At 62.3% G+C, this 16,953-nt stretch carries 15 protein-coding genes; 4 read left to right on the top strand and 11 right to left on the bottom strand.

The features are described from left to right. The first annotated feature begins 264 nt into the window (after window positions 1-264). Both ACYVL5_RS12315 and ACYVL5_RS12310 read left to right on the top strand, forming a co-directional pair. A complete protein-coding gene (locus ACYVL5_RS12315; protein WP_460595875.1) occupies window positions 265-2,757 on the top strand; it encodes a PAS domain-containing protein in 2,493 nt (830 codons plus the stop codon). Window positions 2,758-3,030: 273 nt separating this feature from the next. After that, window positions 3,031-3,246 (top strand): hypothetical protein, encoded by a 216-nt coding sequence (locus ACYVL5_RS12310; protein ID WP_460595874.1) that lies wholly within the window; start codon window positions 3,031-3,033, stop codon window positions 3,244-3,246. A gap of 111 nt (window positions 3,247-3,357) precedes the next feature. Here ACYVL5_RS12310 and ACYVL5_RS12305 read toward each other — a convergent pair whose 3' ends face one another. Further along, the gene (locus tag ACYVL5_RS12305) at window positions 3,358-5,445 is read right to left on the bottom strand and encodes a methyl-accepting chemotaxis protein (protein ID WP_460595873.1); all 2,088 of its coding nucleotides are present in this window, start codon (window positions 5,443-5,445) and stop codon (window positions 3,358-3,360) included. Between the two features lie 236 nt (window positions 5,446-5,681). Here ACYVL5_RS12305 and ACYVL5_RS12300 point away from each other — a divergent pair, with 236 nt between their 5' ends. Beyond that, window positions 5,682-6,143, top strand: coding sequence for a hypothetical protein (locus ACYVL5_RS12300; protein WP_460595872.1), 462 nt, complete (start codon window positions 5,682-5,684; stop codon window positions 6,141-6,143). 90 nt (window positions 6,144-6,233) lie between these two features. Here the strand turns inward: ACYVL5_RS12300 and ACYVL5_RS12295 are convergent, their stop codons facing one another. From ACYVL5_RS12295 to ACYVL5_RS12275, 5 genes are all read right to left on the bottom strand, one after another. Next, window positions 6,234-6,434 (bottom strand): cold-shock protein, encoded by a 201-nt coding sequence (locus ACYVL5_RS12295; protein ID WP_460595871.1) that lies wholly within the window; start codon window positions 6,432-6,434, stop codon window positions 6,234-6,236. A 175-nt stretch (window positions 6,435-6,609) separates the two neighbouring features. Next, window positions 6,610-7,497, bottom strand: coding sequence for a DUF4384 domain-containing protein (locus tag ACYVL5_RS12290; protein ID WP_460595870.1), 888 nt, complete (start codon window positions 7,495-7,497; stop codon window positions 6,610-6,612). Beyond that, on the bottom strand, window positions 7,494-9,269 hold the full coding sequence (locus ACYVL5_RS12285; RefSeq protein WP_460595869.1) for a caspase family protein: 1,776 nt from the start codon (window positions 9,267-9,269) through the stop codon (window positions 7,494-7,496). Before ACYVL5_RS12285 ends, ACYVL5_RS12290 begins: the two co-directional genes overlap by 4 nt. Window positions 9,270-9,336: 67 nt before the next feature. Then, window positions 9,337-9,687 (bottom strand): hypothetical protein, encoded by a 351-nt coding sequence (locus tag ACYVL5_RS12280; protein WP_460595868.1) that lies wholly within the window; start codon window positions 9,685-9,687, stop codon window positions 9,337-9,339. A 528-nt stretch (window positions 9,688-10,215) separates the two neighbouring features. Then, complete coding sequence (locus tag ACYVL5_RS12275; RefSeq protein ID WP_460595867.1) at window positions 10,216-11,094, bottom strand: AraC family transcriptional regulator; 879 nt, start codon at window positions 11,092-11,094, stop codon at window positions 10,216-10,218. A 465-nt stretch (window positions 11,095-11,559) separates the two neighbouring features. Between ACYVL5_RS12275 and ACYVL5_RS12270 the strand changes: the two genes are divergently transcribed. After that, window positions 11,560-11,919: a cytochrome C gene (locus tag ACYVL5_RS12270; protein ID WP_460595866.1), complete on the top strand. Its 360-nt coding sequence runs from the start codon at window positions 11,560-11,562 to the stop codon at window positions 11,917-11,919. Window positions 11,920-11,948: 29 nt separating this feature from the next. Here ACYVL5_RS12270 and ACYVL5_RS12265 read toward each other — a convergent pair whose 3' ends face one another. The 5 genes from ACYVL5_RS12265 to ACYVL5_RS12245 all read right to left on the bottom strand — a co-directional run bounded on the left by ACYVL5_RS12265 (window position 11,949) and on the right by ACYVL5_RS12245 (window position 16,670). Beyond that, complete coding sequence (locus ACYVL5_RS12265; RefSeq protein WP_460595865.1) at window positions 11,949-12,617, bottom strand: HesA/MoeB/ThiF family protein; 669 nt, start codon at window positions 12,615-12,617, stop codon at window positions 11,949-11,951. Further along, window positions 12,618-12,902 (bottom strand): MoaD/ThiS family protein, encoded by a 285-nt coding sequence (locus ACYVL5_RS12260; RefSeq protein ID WP_460595864.1) that lies wholly within the window; start codon window positions 12,900-12,902, stop codon window positions 12,618-12,620. 8 nt (window positions 12,903-12,910) lie between these two features. Continuing rightward, window positions 12,911-14,131 (bottom strand): NAD(P)/FAD-dependent oxidoreductase, encoded by a 1,221-nt coding sequence (locus ACYVL5_RS12255; RefSeq protein ID WP_460595863.1) that lies wholly within the window; start codon window positions 14,129-14,131, stop codon window positions 12,911-12,913. Between the two features lie 252 nt (window positions 14,132-14,383). Further along, window positions 14,384-16,189 (bottom strand): aldehyde ferredoxin oxidoreductase family protein, encoded by a 1,806-nt coding sequence (locus tag ACYVL5_RS12250; RefSeq protein WP_460595862.1) that lies wholly within the window; start codon window positions 16,187-16,189, stop codon window positions 14,384-14,386. A gap of 1 nt (window position 16,190) precedes the next feature. Continuing rightward, a complete protein-coding gene (locus tag ACYVL5_RS12245; RefSeq protein ID WP_460595861.1) occupies window positions 16,191-16,670 on the bottom strand; it encodes a 4Fe-4S dicluster domain-containing protein in 480 nt (159 codons plus the stop codon). Window positions 16,671-16,953 lie beyond the last annotated feature (283 nt).

Below are 16,953 nucleotides of genomic sequence, written 5' to 3'. Positions count from 1 at the left end.
TGAAGGATGTGGCTGTCAATGGCCGCAGGCTCCTGGTTGCCAGTAACAGAGAAGGCTGCGCGCTTGACGGTCTGGGGATCATCCAGAAGAGGTGGGGAGTTACGCTTTCTCTGTAATCCAGGAGGGCGGTTTTCTTTTCTGTAATGAAATCGATGGCGTTGCTGATATAGTTCTCAGACCGTTAAGACGGCAAACCTCCACTGAGTTTCTGCACCCCGGCTATTCCAACCACGCACATTTTCTGAATGGGAAGGAATCACTTTCATGGACGCCTCGAGCTATCAGGAAATCAGGGAACTCTTCGATAATTACATTCGGATGTACTCGACTCGCGACGATTTGCTGACGGCCTGGTTCAGTGACGATTTCTCGGGCATAACCGGTAGCGGCGATTATCTCGTCAAGGACCGTGAGGCGTGGGTCGCGGTCACCCGTCAGGACTTCGCACAGGTCAAGGACCCCATAAACATCGAACTGAAGGATCTCTCGATCCAGTTGCTGGCCGAAACGATCGCGGTGACCAGCAGCACCTTCGTCATCCATCTCCCCATCGAGGAGCACATACTTTCGAAAAAAATCGCCCGCCTCGTGCTGATATTCCGCAGGGAGGACGCCGGTTGGAAGATCTCCCATAGCAGCATCTCGGTCTCCTTCGGCGTCGCGGACGAGGGGGAGATCTATCCGCTCAAGGACCTGCAGGATCGCAACCGGCACCTGGAGGCGCTGGTGGCGGAGCGGACCGGCCAGCTCTCCGAGGCGAACGAAAAGCTTAAGCGGGTAAACGAGGAGTTGGCCCGGGAGGTCGAAAAACAGAAGGCGGCCGAACTGGCCAACGCGAGGTTATTGCTGCGCCAGCGGGCCGTTCTGGACAACCTGCCGATGATGGCCTGGCTGAAGAACACCGAGGGGCGGCTGGAGATGATCAACGAGCAGTACGCGAGATCGGCCGGCCGGACGGTGGAGGAGTGCCTCGGCAAGACCGACTTCGACCTCTTCCCCGGGGATATGGCCGCCGATTACGTGGCGGACGACCGGGAGGTCTGCGCGTCGGGAAGGACCAAGCACGTGGAGGAGCGGATAGCGACCCCGGCCGGGACCAGATGGCATTCCACCTTCAAGACGCCGCTCTTCGACGAACTGGGAAGGGTGGTCGGGACCACGGGAATCGCCGAGGACATCACCGAGAGAAAGCAGGCGGAGGAACTCCTCTCCTATGCCACCTCGCTGACCAGCGCCGCCCTCGAATCCACCCCCGATGGGATCCTGGTCGTCAACCGCAACGGGGAGATCGCGCGCTGGAACCGGAAGTTCGTCGAGCTCTGGGAGGTCCCGGAGGAGCTGCTGGTCACCGACGTGAAGGACCCCGTGCTCCCCTACATCGCCTCCCGGATGGTCAAGCCTGACGAGTTCCTGGCGAAAGTGCATGAGCTCTACGCCCGCCCGGAAGCTTCCGGCCAGGACCAGCTTGCCCTCGCCGATGGACGTCATTTCGACCGCTACACCCAGCCGTTGAAGATAGGTGACGAGATCGTGGGACGCTTCTGGTCCTACCGGGATGTGACCGATCTCAAGAAGCACCAGCTGGAACGGTTACGCATAGAGAAACTGGAATCGCTGGGACTCCTCGCCGGCGGCATAGCCCACGACTTCAACAACATCCTGACCGGCGTCATGGGTAACGTCTCCATTGCGCTGCTGTTTCTGGACGCTACCCATAAATCGTTCAAGCCGCTGGAGGAGGCGGAAAAGGCATCGCTGCGGGCCACGGAGCTCGCCCACCAGTTGCTCACCTTCGCCCGCGGAGGGGAGCCGGTCAGAAAGGTGGTTTCCCTCCCCAACATCGTCAACGAGTCGGTGGAGCTCGGGTTGAGCGGGTCAAACGTGAGGGGGGTGGTCGACATTCCCGACACGATCCACGCGATCGACGCGGACGAGGGGCAGCTTTGCCAGGTCCTGCACAACATAGTCATCAACGCCTCGCAGGCCATGCCGGGGGGCGGTACGCTGGCGGTGACCGCCCGTAACGAGAGGCTTGTCGATGGCAACGCCCTGGGCCTCGCTCCCGGAAACTACGTCCGGCTGACGGTGGCCGACCAGGGGTGCGGCATGACGGAAGAGGTGATGGGGAAGATATTCGACCCCTACTTCACCACCAAATCGGGAGGGAACGGGCTGGGGCTGGCTTCCGTCTATTCCATAATAACGAGGCATGGCGGACACGTCGGTGTCGCCTCCACCCTCGGCAGGGGGACCACCTTCACCATTCACCTCCCCTCTATCGGGGAGACCTATCAGGCCCATGCGGCCGAGTCTGCCGCCCAAGAGGGGGGCGACCAGCACGGGGGTGGAGCGGTTCTCGTGATGGACGACGAGGCGATGATCAGGGATTTGGCGGCCTTGATGCTCGTGGAGTTGGGCTACCGGGTAACCACCTGCGCGGAGGGCGCCGAGGCCGTCCGGTTGTACGGGGAGGCCCTCCGGGCGGGTACCACCTTCGCGGCGGTGATCATGGATCTCACCATTCCGGGGGGGATGGGTGGGAAGGAGGCGGCGGAGAGGATTCTGGCCATGGATGCCGACGCCAACCTGATCGTATCAAGCGGATACTCCAACGACCCGATAATGGCGGACTATCCCGCCTACGGGTTCCGGGCGGCGGTGGCCAAGCCTTACACGATCAAGAGCCTGGGGGAAAAATTGACCTCTTTGGGCTCGGTTAAAGGTCCCCTCTCACCGGGAGGGCCGCTCCACGTCTGATTTGTACTCAGATAGCGAAAGGTTGGCTGAGAGCCGGCACAAGAGGACCGGCTGTTACGGACGGAAGGGATCGGCAGGGGGCTTGGTGCCCTAGATGGGTGGCACCAGTCCCCTTCCACGTCTGGGCGCAGGATGACTCTGAGCTCGGAGGCCATTATCCTCAGGAGGTTGGGCCAAAGGAGAAGGGGGACAACGCCCATGCAATTATGCCTTTCGCCAAAGGACGAGGGAGATATCCGTGCAATTATGCCTTTCTCTCTTCGCGGCGACGACTTGGGCATAAGCTTGTCCACCTGCCTTTCCGGGGAGCTGATCCACCTGAGGGTAAAGGACAGCCAAGGCCAGGTCGTCTACCAGGTCTGTGGCCAAGACTGCGACGACCTGGGGAGGCAGTTGGCCCTGACGGCGATTCAGAAGATGTCGACCGACCAACTGAAAATCCTCCACAAGACGCCGCTCAAGAAAGTCTTGGGCCTTGCCGCCCGGTGACCCAGGGAGGGGAACTCCCGTGCGCCTCATGGCCGCGGGGAAAACTACCGCCGGATGCCCCCGGCATTGCGCCTGCGATGGCAAGATCCCGGCGGTAACAGGGGATGAGGGTCAGGAGGTGGTGCGGTCGGCGGTGCGGAAGGCGGACATCTCGCGGTGGAGGGCGTCCACCTGGGCGGTCAGCCCCTGAACGGCACGGGCGAGCCCCCCGCTGGCTTCGAGGTTGCCGCCCGCCGAGCGGGTGATGGTTTCCATCTCGGCGGCGATGCGGATGCCGCAGGCGCGCTGCTCGCTGCAGGCGTCCTTGATCCGCTGAACCATGGCGGTGATGCGTTCGGTGGCCTGGGCGATCTCGGCGCTGGCGCCGTTGTGTTCCCGGGCGGAGTTGCACACCTGGCTGTTGAGACTCTTCATCTGCTCCACGGTGACGACGATCAGTTCGCTCCCTTTCTCCTGCTCCCTGGTCGCCTGCCTGATCTGCCTCACCATGTCGGACATCTGCTCCATCCCCTTCATGATCATCTGACCACCCTTCCCCTGCTCGACGGTGGCCTGGGCGATCTCCGCCACGTGACCGGCGGAGACCTTCATCCCACCGACGATCCGCTCCAGGGCATCTCCGGATTGGCGGGAGAGCGCGGCTCCCGAGTCGATACTGGCCTGCGACGCCTGGAGGGTGTTCACTGCCGAAGCGGTCTTTTCCAGGACGTCGTTGATGACCCGGCCTATTTCGACGGTGGAGGATCTGGTCTGGTCGGCCAGCTGCTTGATCTCCCCGGCTACCACCCCGAACCCCTTGCCGTGCTCGCCGGCCTGGGCGGCGATGATGGCGGCATTGAGGGCCAAGAGGTTGGTCTGGGAGGTTATGCCGTCGATCACGTCGAGGATGGCCCCAATCCCGGCGGCGCTGCCGGAGAGGGCGGAAATGACTTCGGCGGTGCTCCGGTAGGCGGCCCGTATCTCGTCGATGCCGGCGATGGTGGCCTGGACGCAGGCTCTTCCCGCCTCGGCTTCGGCGAGGACGTCGTTGGAGATGCGCGCGGTGGTCTCCGCGTTCTCCCCCACCTGGCGGATGGAGTATTCCATCTGCTGGATGGAGGCGCCGGCGTTGGAGGAGACTTCCATCAGCCCCTGCACGCTCAGGCCGATCTGTTTTGCCGCGGCGCTCATCTCGGTCACCGAGGAACCCACCTCCTCGACCGCGGTGGCGAGCCTTTCCATGGTAAGTGCCACCTCTTCCACGCTGGCCCGCATCTCCAGGGTGGAGGAGGCTGTTTCGGCGGTGGAGACGGCAAGAACCTCGATCCCCTCGCTCACCATCTGGGCGGAGGCGTGGATGGCGTTGGCGGCCTGGGAGGCCTGGGCGACGGCGCGGGCCTGGGTCTGCGCCCCTTCGGTTACCACGTCGGCCGAGGCGGAGACCGTTTCGGAGATTTCGGAGAGCGACCGGCAGTTTTGGTTGACGTGATCGACCATGTCGTTCAGGCCGGAAACCATGGCATGCTGGGCGGTCAGCAGGGCCCCCACTTCACCCCCTAAGCCCTTAAGCCCGGTGTCGGTCGAGATGGCGAGATCGCCGGTGGCCAGCCGGTTGGCCAGGTCTGCCGCCTGCTGGACCGGTCGCGCGATCCTCCTGCTGATGAGGATGCTCCCGACGGAGAGAAGCAAAATGAGGACGGTGCCGCAGGCGATGTTCCATTTGAGGAAGCTCGACTTCAGCTCGTTGAAGTAGTCGGCCTTATTGACTCCCGGCACCACCCACACGTTCCAGGAGCCGATGTAGCGGTAGGCCACCATCTTCTCCTGGCCGGTGCTCTGGGCGGTGTACTCGTAGAAGCCGTCGCCGGGATGGCTGCGGATGTAGTCGATGTGCGGCTGGCCCGCCAGGTTTCTCCCTTCCTCCTTGTAGTGCACGATCAGGGTGCCGGCGGGGTCGAGCAGGTAGACGTACCCGCTCTTGCCGATCTTCACGTCGTAGATCGCCTTCTTGAAACTCTCGTCTCGCAGGGCGTCGGGCTTTACCGCGGCGATGTAGTTGACGCTCTTCTCCAGTGCGTCGGCAACCGCAGTCACGTCCGCCTTCATGATGTTCTTGATCTCGCGGACGGCGACGAAATAGGAGAGGGTGACGCTGGCGGTTACCGCAAGGAACCCCAGGGCGGTCAGGAGGGTAAGCTTGGCTTTGATGCTGGAGAACATACGGCCCTTTCACAAGAAGAAGAGTAATTCCGGCTCTCTTTCCCGCCGATGGCGCGAAGTTTCTCATTATTGCACATATCGGGGAAAACATACCAAATAGTTATTTTCCATGAAAGGTGGGTAACGGGGAGGTGCGAGGCCGCCTCAGGGTTTGTCCGTCTCACTCATAGAACATGCCCCTGCCTTTGACTGCCTCTGTTTCGTTGTCAAATACCGTCGAATCAAAAGGAGTGAACATGCAAAAACTGCTCTTGCCGCTTTTCGTCCTGCTCTTGTTGTTGGGATGCAAGCCCGGTACGGATGCGGGACCAAAAAGCGGGCCGGCGCCCAAGGCGGGTGCCATGAGGTACGCCCTCGCTGTGCGGGATTTGAAGAAAGAAGGTGCGAAGACCTCTCCTTTGGAGGAGAAGTTTCTGACTGGCATCATCCTGGAACTGAAGAAGCAAGGCGGTCTGGAGCTGGTGCAGTCTCCGGCGGATGCGGATTATCTATTGTCGGTGAGCGTGAAGAAGGCGGATAAGCTGAGTGCTGTCCTCGGCAGGGAGCACCTCCTGGAATCCGTCACCTACGTGAATTACGCCGGCAAGAACGGATGGAGTGCTCCTCAACTGGTCACGGGAGACGACGGGGCCATCAAGGAGGAGTGCTCCCGAATCGTCATCCAGTTCGTGCAGTTTCTTTCCGACCAAAAGAAGTAGCAAAAAAGGGGGGGGCCGCCAGTCAGGCAAAAAAAAGCCCCGGGGTTGCCGGGGCTTCTTTGTATCGTGTTTCTGGAATCTCGCTTGAGGCTAGATCCGGGTCACGTTGGCGGCCTGGAGGCCTTTCGGGCCTTTGACGACCTCGAATTTTACGCTATCGCCTTCAGCCAGGGATTTGAAGCCGTCGCCGCTGATGGCGGAGAAGTGGCAGAAAACATCATCGCCGTTCTCCTGCTGAATGAAACCAAACCCCTTGCTGTCGTTAAACCATTTTACAGTACCGTTTACCATTTACTTTGCTTTCCTTTGTTCTACTTGCGTTATTGTCCAGATTGGACCTGTGTCACCCTATCAGCTGTGCCGGGATAACGCAAGCTATATATGCGACAAATCGAAAAAAGATGAAATCGGCCACGGACGACCCCTTCTGGAGGGGTGACGGCTGGCGGGGCCGCTGGCCGGTAAGCTACGGTGTTATCGTGTAGGATGTCACCGCCTCTCCCCAGTCGGTGGCTTCCAGCTGGTTCAGCTTCCTGGCCAAATCGCCTACCAGCCCGGTGGAGCGAGCGTCGTAGACCTGAAAAATCCCCTCCTGGAACCCCTTCTCAAGGAGGATCTCTCGCCCGCGAGTCGCGATGAGCTTCACCTTCTCGCGGGACGGCTTATGCTTCATCCCCGGGAGGGAATTTGCTTCCAGGTGGATGGGGGTGTTGTCGGGAGGGAAAACGTACACCGTACCTGCCCGGGCATGATTATCGTTCAGCAGGCAGTTTGGAAAAAGAAGGGTCACCGAGTTGTCCGCGGCAATCGAGAAGATGTACACGTAACTGTCGGCGCTGACCTGGTAATGGATCTGGATCCGGTCCCCCTCCCTCAGTTCATGGCGCGAGAGCGCCAGCTTTATTTCCAGTCCCTGCTCCTGGGGGAGTACCGGACTGACGAGCGCCTTCAGCTTCACTCGGAAGAGGTTCGGGTCCCGCTTGTCCCTCTCTTCGCTGACCATCTTGACCTCTTCAATCCTCCCCCGGACCTGTGCATAGGCGAAGTCTTCCGCGAGCTGCCCGTTGCTGACCAGGGTGTGGGCCCGCAAAAAGGTACCGACCGCTTCCTCGATCGCCCTGCGTTTGGCCTCGTTACGGGCACGCTCCATCACTTCCTTTGGAGGGTCGTAGTCGCTTCCCTGCGCCTCTCCTACGGCTGCCACCCAGACGGGAGCCGAAACTCCGGCAGCCAGGGCGCTCCCGGTATCCGCGGCGGCGGCTGAAAGGCAAAAGAGCAAAAGGCGGACCACCGACAGAAGCGATGGTCCCGGGCCCTTCTTGCCGCCGGTCTGTAGGGGGGCTTCGGGGCTCATTTTTGTAACACGAATGTCTTTTTGAGCTTCGGCCCTTCGATGTTGACGGAAGGGGTCTGCTCGACGTTGTGCCTCTTCGCGTCATCCTCCACCTGGGGGCGCACGAACTCATATATCTCGGAGAGGTTCTTCTTCCCTTCGCTTATGGCCTTCAGGAAATACCAGGTGAAAAGCCCATGCCTGCCGTCTTTGTAGGTGGTGGAGATCTGCACGCCGGAGGTGGATGTAAGGACCGCGACATTGGAAGGGATCACCGCGGCGGAGGATTTCACCACCAGCGGCCGAACCCCCTTGGCCAAGAGCCCCCTCCCCCCGGTCCCGGAGAAGCAGCTGTCCAGCACGACGGTCACCTCCGCGGCGTTCAGCCTGCCGAGGCTGTCGTACAGCCTCGAAAGGGGATAGCCGGTGTCGGCGAGGTAGCTGGGGTCGCCGTCAAACGGCACGATGTATCCCTCTCCACTCACCGGGTCCGGTGCGCCGTGCCCCGAGTAGTAGAAGAACACCCGGCTCTCCCTCGTGATGCGGTTTTTGAGCTTGCGCTCCACGGACGCCCGTATGTCCGCCAGGGTCGCACGGTCATCTGTCAGGGTGTCGATGTTCCTCTCCTCGAAGCCCAAAGCCAGCAGGTAGCCCTTCACCAGTTGGGCATCGTTGTTTGAGTAGTCCGAGTTCGGCAGGTCCCCCCGGTAGCGTTCGATTCCGATGACCACTGCATGGTCGTTACCGGTAAAGGTTTGGGATTTGGCCGGAACCGAGATCTTGGCGCCACTGGATCCGAAAAGCTTCCTCGTGGTGGATGACAGAAACCCCATCGTGCTGTCAAGGAGGGCGGAGACTTTGGACGTCCCCTCCTTGCCGCCGGCGGGGACCGCGGCGGCCACGGCCTCGTGGTAGGGAAGTACGACCCGGGCATCGCTTGAGGTGCGCGGCGCACCGGTTGTGAGCGTGAGAGAGAGCGGCAGCACGTTGCTGCCCTGGAAGGCCTCGGCTATCTCGACATCGAAGGCCACCGTCATGCTCTCCCCACGAGGCAAGGAAACCTTGGTGGCGGCGCCGGGGGCGCGTACCAGGGCGCTGCTCTCGCCGGACCACGGCTTCCACCAGCGTCCGGAGCTCTCGATGACGACGTTGCTGTCATCCGGTTGGACCAGGACGCCGACCCCCTTGGCGTCCCCCAACCCGCTGTTCCTGACGGTCAAAACGACCCTGGAGCGCCCCTTGGCCAGAAAGGGGGCACCGGTCCCGGACTCGGCCTTGGCCGAGACCACTTCGAGTCTGGGGGGCGGCACCCTTCCGTCGTAGGCGAGGGTAACGCCCCTTTCGGACGTGGTGTCCGGGTTACGGGTGGAAAGCTCGATCCTCAGGGGGAGTCCCCGCGCGCCGGCAAAATCCTCGCCAACCATCACGGTGATGGCGACCTTCCCCTTTTGGCCGGGGGGGATGTTTGAGGAGGAATCGGCCACGAGCCAACGGGCCTCCACATGCTTGTCCGCGGGCTGGACCATGACCCTGATGCCGTTGGCGTCTCCCTTGCCGATGTTTTCGAGGGGGAAGACGACCTTGGACGGGAGCCCTTTTCCCACTGACGGGACACCGTCCGGGGAGTCGATCTCAGCGGGGCCGATTTTAAGATCGGGCAATAGGGGGGCCTTCGGCGGTCTCTGGACGGCCGGCGCGATATCGACCTGGGTTGATACCCTGAGTCCGGAGACGGGGGGCGGAAGCGCCATGAGCAAAGCCAGGACAATGGTGGCGATTCCCGCCGTTCTCATATTCGCATCCTCCCCTTCTGAAGATGGTAGTGGCCCCGGAAGGAGGCCGGAAACGGCCGGTGCAAAATCAGAGACTTGGAAGGGGGATGAAAGACGGCCCCACCGAAAGTCCGAGTTCCCAGGTGACCTCGCCCTTCAGGCCGGAGGGGAGATCCCGAAGCAGATCCCACGAGACCCGATTCCTGCCGCCGAACTTAACCTTCTTCCCGAAATTACCGGTTACGTGGAGATCGGTGACGGCGTAACGCTTGCCGCCGAATTCGATATAGACAACCACCTGCTGGTTTTCCTTGTTGCTGCCGACCAGATCGTATTCCAAAAGAACCTGGTCTCCCTCCTGGCGCGCGACCGGGTTGGCGATATCTGCCGACCAAAGAGGGGCGGCGGATACCAGGCCGGCGGCAAAGACCGCCGCCATCAAGCAAGATCGCGCTGCTGCGTGGTTTTTAGCGTACGGACTCCCTCCGTGCATGCCTCCTCCTCTGTGGTCGCCGCGCGGAGACGCTACCGGATCTCGGCGGGACACCTCGCCCGGGACCGGGTGAGGATGGCTGGCGGTATCAACAGGATGTTGGGGCCGGGAGGTAGGTGCGAAGAGGCGACCACTGTCTGAGGGATGGTGCTGATCGTGCCGGCGGATGGATATTTCTGGATTAGGAGGAGATGAGGATGTGGGATACAGGAGAAGCGGCGAGCCGGTCTTGAAAGAAGGTTGCTCCTCATACAAAAGCCTCCTTGGCAGGACACTTTCGGAGGTGAGATGACTAAGCAGAGTGCCTTTATGCTATCAGATAAGCCACTCATGTCAATGTATGCAGCCCGAGTTTCCAGGTGGGGAGCGGAGACGCGCTGCGGGGGGCCACGACGATGCCCTTACTTTGGCCGGAAGGGGCAGGGGGGGGAAGGACGAGGCGGTGCCATGGCCTGGCTGGGCCATGGCACCTTTTTATTTCAGCGGGAGGTAGATCTCGGTAGCCAGTTCGTGCTCGGCGACGTCGGGCATCAGGTTCAGGTAGCGGAAGAAAAGCGGGAAGTCGCGCAACTCCTCGCCGCTATCCGGGAGCCACTCGCGGTAGAGGGGATAGACGCTTTCGCCGATCCGGTCGTGGGAACCGAGATGGCGAACGACCGCACAGCGTCCCCCGGGGATGACTCCGTTCACGATACCTTGCGGGTTTTCCGGCACCGGGTCGCTCACCTCGCCGCAGATGTCGAAGCGGAACTCATCGGGGGGCGTGGCGTCGGGGTCGTCGTAGGCCACCCCGAAGGTCCGGCTCGTGTCCTTGGGCGACAGACCGCTCTCCTTGCGCCACTCGATGAACTTCATCGCGGAGTCGTTGAGCTTTCCGGGGGCGCCGCGATGCCGCAGGATGGCGACGCGGGTCTCGGCGAAGTCGGTAATCTTCACATCCATTTTCTCTCTCCTTTCACGGGGGGGCAGCCGGAATCGCTCGCTCCACGGCTGCCATTGGGGTGCTTTCCTGAATTGGGAGGGGGACTGGCCGAAGGCCTGCCGGAAGGCCTGCCGGAAGGCGCGGGCGAACGCTTCCGGGCTGTCGAAGCCTGCGTCCAGGGCGATGTCGGTGATCCGTTCCTGCCGGCGAAAGACGAGCCGGTAAGAGGCCTGCCGCAGACGGAGCAGTCTCACGTAGGCGAGCACCCCGATCCCCGCGTACAGGGAAAACTGCCGGTGGAAGTGGAACTTCGAGAAGTGCGCCACCTGGCTCAGTTCTTCGACGCTGAGCGGCTGGTCCAGGTGCCGCTCTATATAATCGAAGACCCTCTCGAAGCGCTGTGCGTATGCCTTTGCCGTATCCTTCCCCACGTGCTCCCCCTCAACTTGTTGGGCATCCTAGCATAGCCGCCGCGCCAATACCTGACCGAAATTGCTCACTTTGCTGAGGTCGAAAAAGGGGGCTGCCTTGAAGCCTCGAAACAGTAGGCGGCAAACCGTCTCCTTGGGCAATGACAGATAAATCTCATGAAATCAACACTCCCTCAAGAAGTGCCTCAAGGAGGTAGTGCGCGTAGTCGCGAATGGCATGGGCGGGGTGCAGTGAGGGTTGGAGTGCATGGCGGACAGCGTCGGGTGAGATGGCAAGGTGCAGGAATAATCCGTATACATTCATGCAGGAAGCCATATTTTGCTTGATTGTAATTTAAAAGTAATTATTATGTGGCCCTAAAGGTACTTTCTTCATCCGTGGTCCACTGGCCAGGCCACGAATGAGATTCACCCCACTCACCTCTAATTGGCTAGCTCTAATATTGCAATGGAGGATTTATTCACATGCGGAAAATTTTGATTCTGTTGGCGATGGTGGCTCTTTCAGCAACTTCAGCTCATGCGGCCCTGAGAACGGTTGGCAAGGGGGACTCCCTCCGCTTCGACCCCTCTTCCATTCCGGGGAACCTGAAGGGGCACTACGACATAGTCCGGGTCAGGTGCGTCAAATGCCATACCCTGGAGAGGACCGTCGTCGCGGTCCAGACCGGCGTGGCCCCGATTTCCGGGCAGCCTTTCGACCACAAGGCTACCAAGGCCTATGGCATCAAGATGCTCAGGAAGCCGGACTCCAACATGACCAAGGCCGAGGTGAAGGCGGCTGTGGATCTGTTGAACTACCTGGTAGACGAGGCGCAGCGCTAGAGGAAGGGGATGCGGCTGGCCGGCGGTGGTCAGACGTCGAGGTAGGAAAGGGTATGGTCGGTCAGGTCGACGACCAGGAAGCGGTCCACGAGCCTCGGCGAGCCGGCCAGCAGGTCGCACAGCTCGTTGCACATCAATCCCGCCACCACGAAGACGCTGTAGGGGCTCACTTCTATCGGCCCGCCGGGCTGGCTGCTGCCGGCGTAGATCTCTTGCAGCGGCTGGGATGCTCCTTTGACGAGGGTGAGGATCTGCCCGCGGTCCCCCTGCACCCCTCCATGCACGAAGCGGGTGCCGTCCGCCAGGGCGGCGTAAAGGTCGAAGCGGCTCGCATAGTTGTCCAGGCAATCCACGACGATCCGGACCTCCCCGGGCACGCTGAATCCCACCCCGATCGCTGTTTCCTCGACGTCAATCTCCACTTCCGCGTTGATGGCCCGAAGACGCTCCCTGGCCACCTGCACCTTGCTTTTGCCGATATCACACTCGGCGTAGAGGCTTTGGCGGTGCAGATCGCTCAGCTCAACCCTCCCCTGGTCGACCAGGCACAACCGGCCGATGCCGGCCCGTGCCATGATCTGGCAGACGGTGGCGCCCAGTCCTCCCACCCCCGCGACGAGCAGCGTGCCGGCTGCGATCCGCCGCTGCTTCTCGTCTCCCCACAACATCCTTTGCCGGGCGTAACGGTCGGCCGCCATTCAACCCCCCGCGCCCGGCGGGAAAAGGGCCAGGACGTCCCCGTCGTCTACCGGGGTGGCGAGCTTTTGCAGGTGCAGCACGTTTTTGCGGTTCAGCAGGATGATGGTGCCGGTGTGCAGGGACTTGCGGTCGTCGATGAGCTTGTGGGTGACGGGGATCCGCTCTCCCGCCTGGAAACGCTCGAGCACCGACGCGACGGTATCGCCCTCGCACCAGGGAAGTTCCACGGAGGCCTTTCCCGCCAGCATGAGCCGCAAGGTTCCATAGAGCTGGACAAGCACCATGGCTGTCGCTAGGCGATCTGCAGCATGAACGCACCGTAGCGGTTTTCCCCGTGCAGCATCCGCTTGCCGGGAAAGGGAAACCTGGCGCGTACCATCTGGTAGTAGAGTCCCGAATCGTTGGTCTCCCCGATCACCACGGCGCCGATGATGCGATCCTTCTCGTCGAGGAAGAGCTTCCGGAAGCGGCCGGCGGCGCGCGAGCCGTGGGTTACGGTCCGCGGCGCGTCGTCGGAGCAGTAGCCGAGCACTGCTACGTCGATGCCGAACACCTCGGTGATGTTGTTCTTCATGCTCCCCTCGTAGAGCTGGGCGAGCCCCAGCATGTTGAGGGCCGCCACCTCCCCCTGCTCGACCGCGGTGATCCAGTTCCCCTGGACCGTCGTCTCCCCGGTGACGAAATCCTTTCCCTCGGCTGCATCTCCAGCGGCGTAGATCGCCGGGTGCGTTGTCCGGCAATGCTCGTCCACCACGATCCCGTCCTTCACGGCAAGCCCCGCCTGGCGGGCCAGGGTGGTGTTGGGCATCACCCCCTTTCCCACTACGAGGGCGTCGGTGGTGAGCTTTTCGCCGGAGGCGAGGGTGAGCCGCAGCCGGTCGCCTTCGCTCACCTCCACGATGTCGTTTCGCTTGTGGAGGGTCACCCCGGCGGCGGTGAACTGCTCCTCCAGGATGGCTGCCGACTCGGCGTCGAGGAGCCGGCTGAAGATGCGTCCGGAGCTGACGACCAGGTGCCGCTCGACGCCGCGGGCGAGGTGGGAGAGCACCGGGACGCTCACGAGGCCCGCCCCCAGGGCGGTGACGCTGGCGGCCGGTTTGAGGAGCCCTTCCAGCTTGTCGGCGTCGGCCATGTGCCGAAGGGTGCTGACCCTTTTCAGGCCGGGGCGAAACGGGCGGGCCTCGCTTCCCAGCGCCAGGAGGAGGGAGCCGAAATGGAGGGATTCCCCGTTGTCCAGCCGGACCTCGCCACGCTCGGGATCGAGCTCGGCCGCGGCATGCCCGAAGAAGGTGGCGACCCCCATCTCGCGGTAGAAGGAGTGATCGACGATGAAGAGGTTGTCCCTGCCGGTCTTGCCGCCGATGAAGTAGGGGGTGAGGACACGGGAGTAGGCGGGGGAGTCCTCGCGGTCGACGAGGGCGACGGTGGTTCGGCGGCAGTGGCGGCGGATGGTGCGGATCGCTTGCAGGCCGGCGGCGCTGTTGCCGATGATGACGATGTCGAAGTGCGGCATGTTTCCTCCGGAGGGGTATCAAACCCCATCCTCACCCTGTTCCCCCCCTACCTTCGCCGAGGCTTCGGCCGGCAGGCATGAAGGGGAGGGAACCTTGCGTGGGAGCAAGAGCTGCAGGGTGGGCAAGCCCTCTGCCCACCATTCTCCTTGGGTACCGCGTGGGCACGGGGTGCCCACCCTACGCCCCTAAGGGACAAAGGGAAGGGACAAAGGGGACAGGCACCTGGCGGAGCCAGTCCCCTTGCCTTCACGTTAGGAGAGGCCGAGGGAGCTGGTCTTTTGCGGGGTCGGGATGCCGTTGGGATCCCAGCCGCGGACGGCGTAGTACTCGGGGAGCATCTCGGGCAGCCGCGAGACGCTCCCTTTCATCGGGCCGTCCGGGAGCGGGTCGGCCAGCACGCGCTTGGGGAGGGTGTCCTGGGAGGGATCGATCCCGGCCTTCAGGTTGAACAGACGCTCCAGGTTGTAGATCCGGTCGCCGGCCACCATCAGGTCGTCCTCGCTGAAGGCGCTGCCGGTCGCGGCGTTGATCAGCTTGGTCACCTGCGGGATGCCGATGCCGAAGGTGGTGAAGAGACAGACACCGGCGGAATCGACCACGGCGGTGATGTCCTGGAACGCCTTGGCCCAGGCGGCCTTCCCCTCGATGGCCTGTGGATCGAGCTTTTCGGGAACGCCGAGGATCTCCGGGGAGACCAGGTACCCCCGCACGTGACACCCGCCACGGTTGCTGGTCGCGTACTCGAGCCCCATCCCCTGGATGGCGCGGCCGTCGTAGGCGGGGAGCTCCTGCTTCTTGACGCTCATGGAGAGCTCCGGGGCTCCGTAGCCATCGGCCAGCCGGTAGGAGCCCATCCCGGTCTTGGCGCCGAAACCCTCTCCCTTGCCGGTCATTTCCACGAGCTTCACCATGGCGTTGGCGTCGCCGAATTTCAGCGGCATGCCGGCCTCGGCCTCGGTGACGAGCCCCCGCTCGTACAGCTCCATCGCGCACGCCACTGTGGACCCCATGGTGATGGTATCCATGCCGTACTCGTCGCAGAGGTAATTGGCCTTGACGATGGCGGCCAGGTCGGAAATTCCGCAGGCGGCCCCTAGAGACCAGAGGGATTCGTATTCGGGCCCTTCGCCGCTTCCGCTGAAGCGAGGGTCCGCGAGCCTGGTCACCCGGCCGCAGGCGATCACGCATCCCATGCACCCCTTGTTGCGCTTGAGGAAGGTCTGGACCAGCCGCTCGCCGGAGATATCCTCGGCAGCGTCGAAGGTTCCGCATTGGGAGTTGCGGGTCGGCAGCGCCCCGCTTTGGTTGATGATGTTGACCAGGATGGCGGTCCCCAGGGCGGGGAGCCCCTCGGCGGTCACCGGATGCTCGCGGAGAAGCTTCAGCGTTTCGCGGGCGGCGTCGCGGAAGCCCTGCTTGTCGGCGGCGGTGATCCCTCCGGTCCCCCGCACGGCCACGGCTTTGAGATTCTTGCTCCCCATAACCGCGCCGACGCCGCTGCGGCCGGCCGCCCGGTGCTTGTCGTTCACGATGCAGGCGAAGCGGACCAGCTGCTCCCCGGCCGGGCCGATGCTCGCGACCTTGGCATCCCCGTGGAACTCGGCGCGAATGATGTCCTCGGTCTGGTCGGTGGTCTTGCCCCACAGATGGGAGGCGTCGGCGAGCTCGGCCTGCTCGTTGTGGATCTTCAGGTAGAGAGGCTCTTGCGCCTTCCCCTCGATGATCACCAGGTCGTAGCCGGCGTACTTCAGTTCGCACGGGAAGTAGCCGCCGGAGTTGGAGCAGGCGATGGTCCCGGTCAGGGGGGATTTGGTCACCACCATGTAGCGCCCGTTGGCGGCCCCGTAGGTCCCGGTGAGGGGCCCGGTGGCGAGGATGAGCTTGTTGTCCGCGCTCAAAGGATCGACCGCCGGATCGATCTCGTTGACGAGGTATTTGGAGGCCAGCCCCCGCCCGCCGACGAAGGCGGCGGCCCATTCCATGTTGAGATGCTCAGTCGTGCAGCTCTTGGCGGTCAGATTCACCCGCAAAACTTTACCGTGCCAGCCGTTTCCCATCTCACACCTCCCCTTGGCCGTCTTTCATGGTTCTGGCGAATCGCAATACCTTCTCCCTTAGCGGGAGGTCCTCCTCGGAGTACTTGAGGCAGTGGGTGGGGCAAAAGGTCACGCACTCGGGAAAATCCGTGCCGCAGAGGTTGCACTTGTCGGCCTTCCCGGACTCGTCGAGGTACTTGATCATGCCGAAGGGGCAGGCGCTCACGCAGGTCCGGCAGCCGACGCACTTGAGCTCGTCCACCTCGACGATGCCGGAGGCGAGGTCCTTGGAGATCGCCCCTTTCGGGCAGGCCTTCAGGCACCACGGGTCGTTGCACTGCATGCAGGTGACCGTGATGAACTGCGCCTCCTCCATGAATACTTCGTTGACGATGCGGGACTTGCTGGGGGCGAACTCCCCGCGGTGCCTGAACGAGCAGGCCATCTCGCAGGATTTGCATCCGATACACTTCGACGGCTCGATGCGAATCAACTTCTGCATGGTGCGACCTCCCTGAAGTGAATGTCCCCGGAAGGCAATCGAAGAGGGTGGGGAACAGGTGAATGACCGACTGTATCAAGTGACAGCCTATGACAACACTTCCTGTTTCGATTGATATTGGAGGGATACGGATAGGTTGGAGCTCGTATAATTATCCATGATTTCCAGCGCGGTCAACCCAAAAAAATGAATGAATTGATTAAAGGGTGTTTGCTATGACAGCAAAAGGGAGGAGCGGGGATTTTGAGGGAGGGGAATGAGAGCCGGACTATCCTAAGGGCGT

It is taken from the genome of Geomonas sp. Red276 (genome assembly GCF_054784495.1).
Note: the sequence above shows the minus strand (reverse complement) of the source record. Positions and strands in the feature narration are given on the sequence as shown.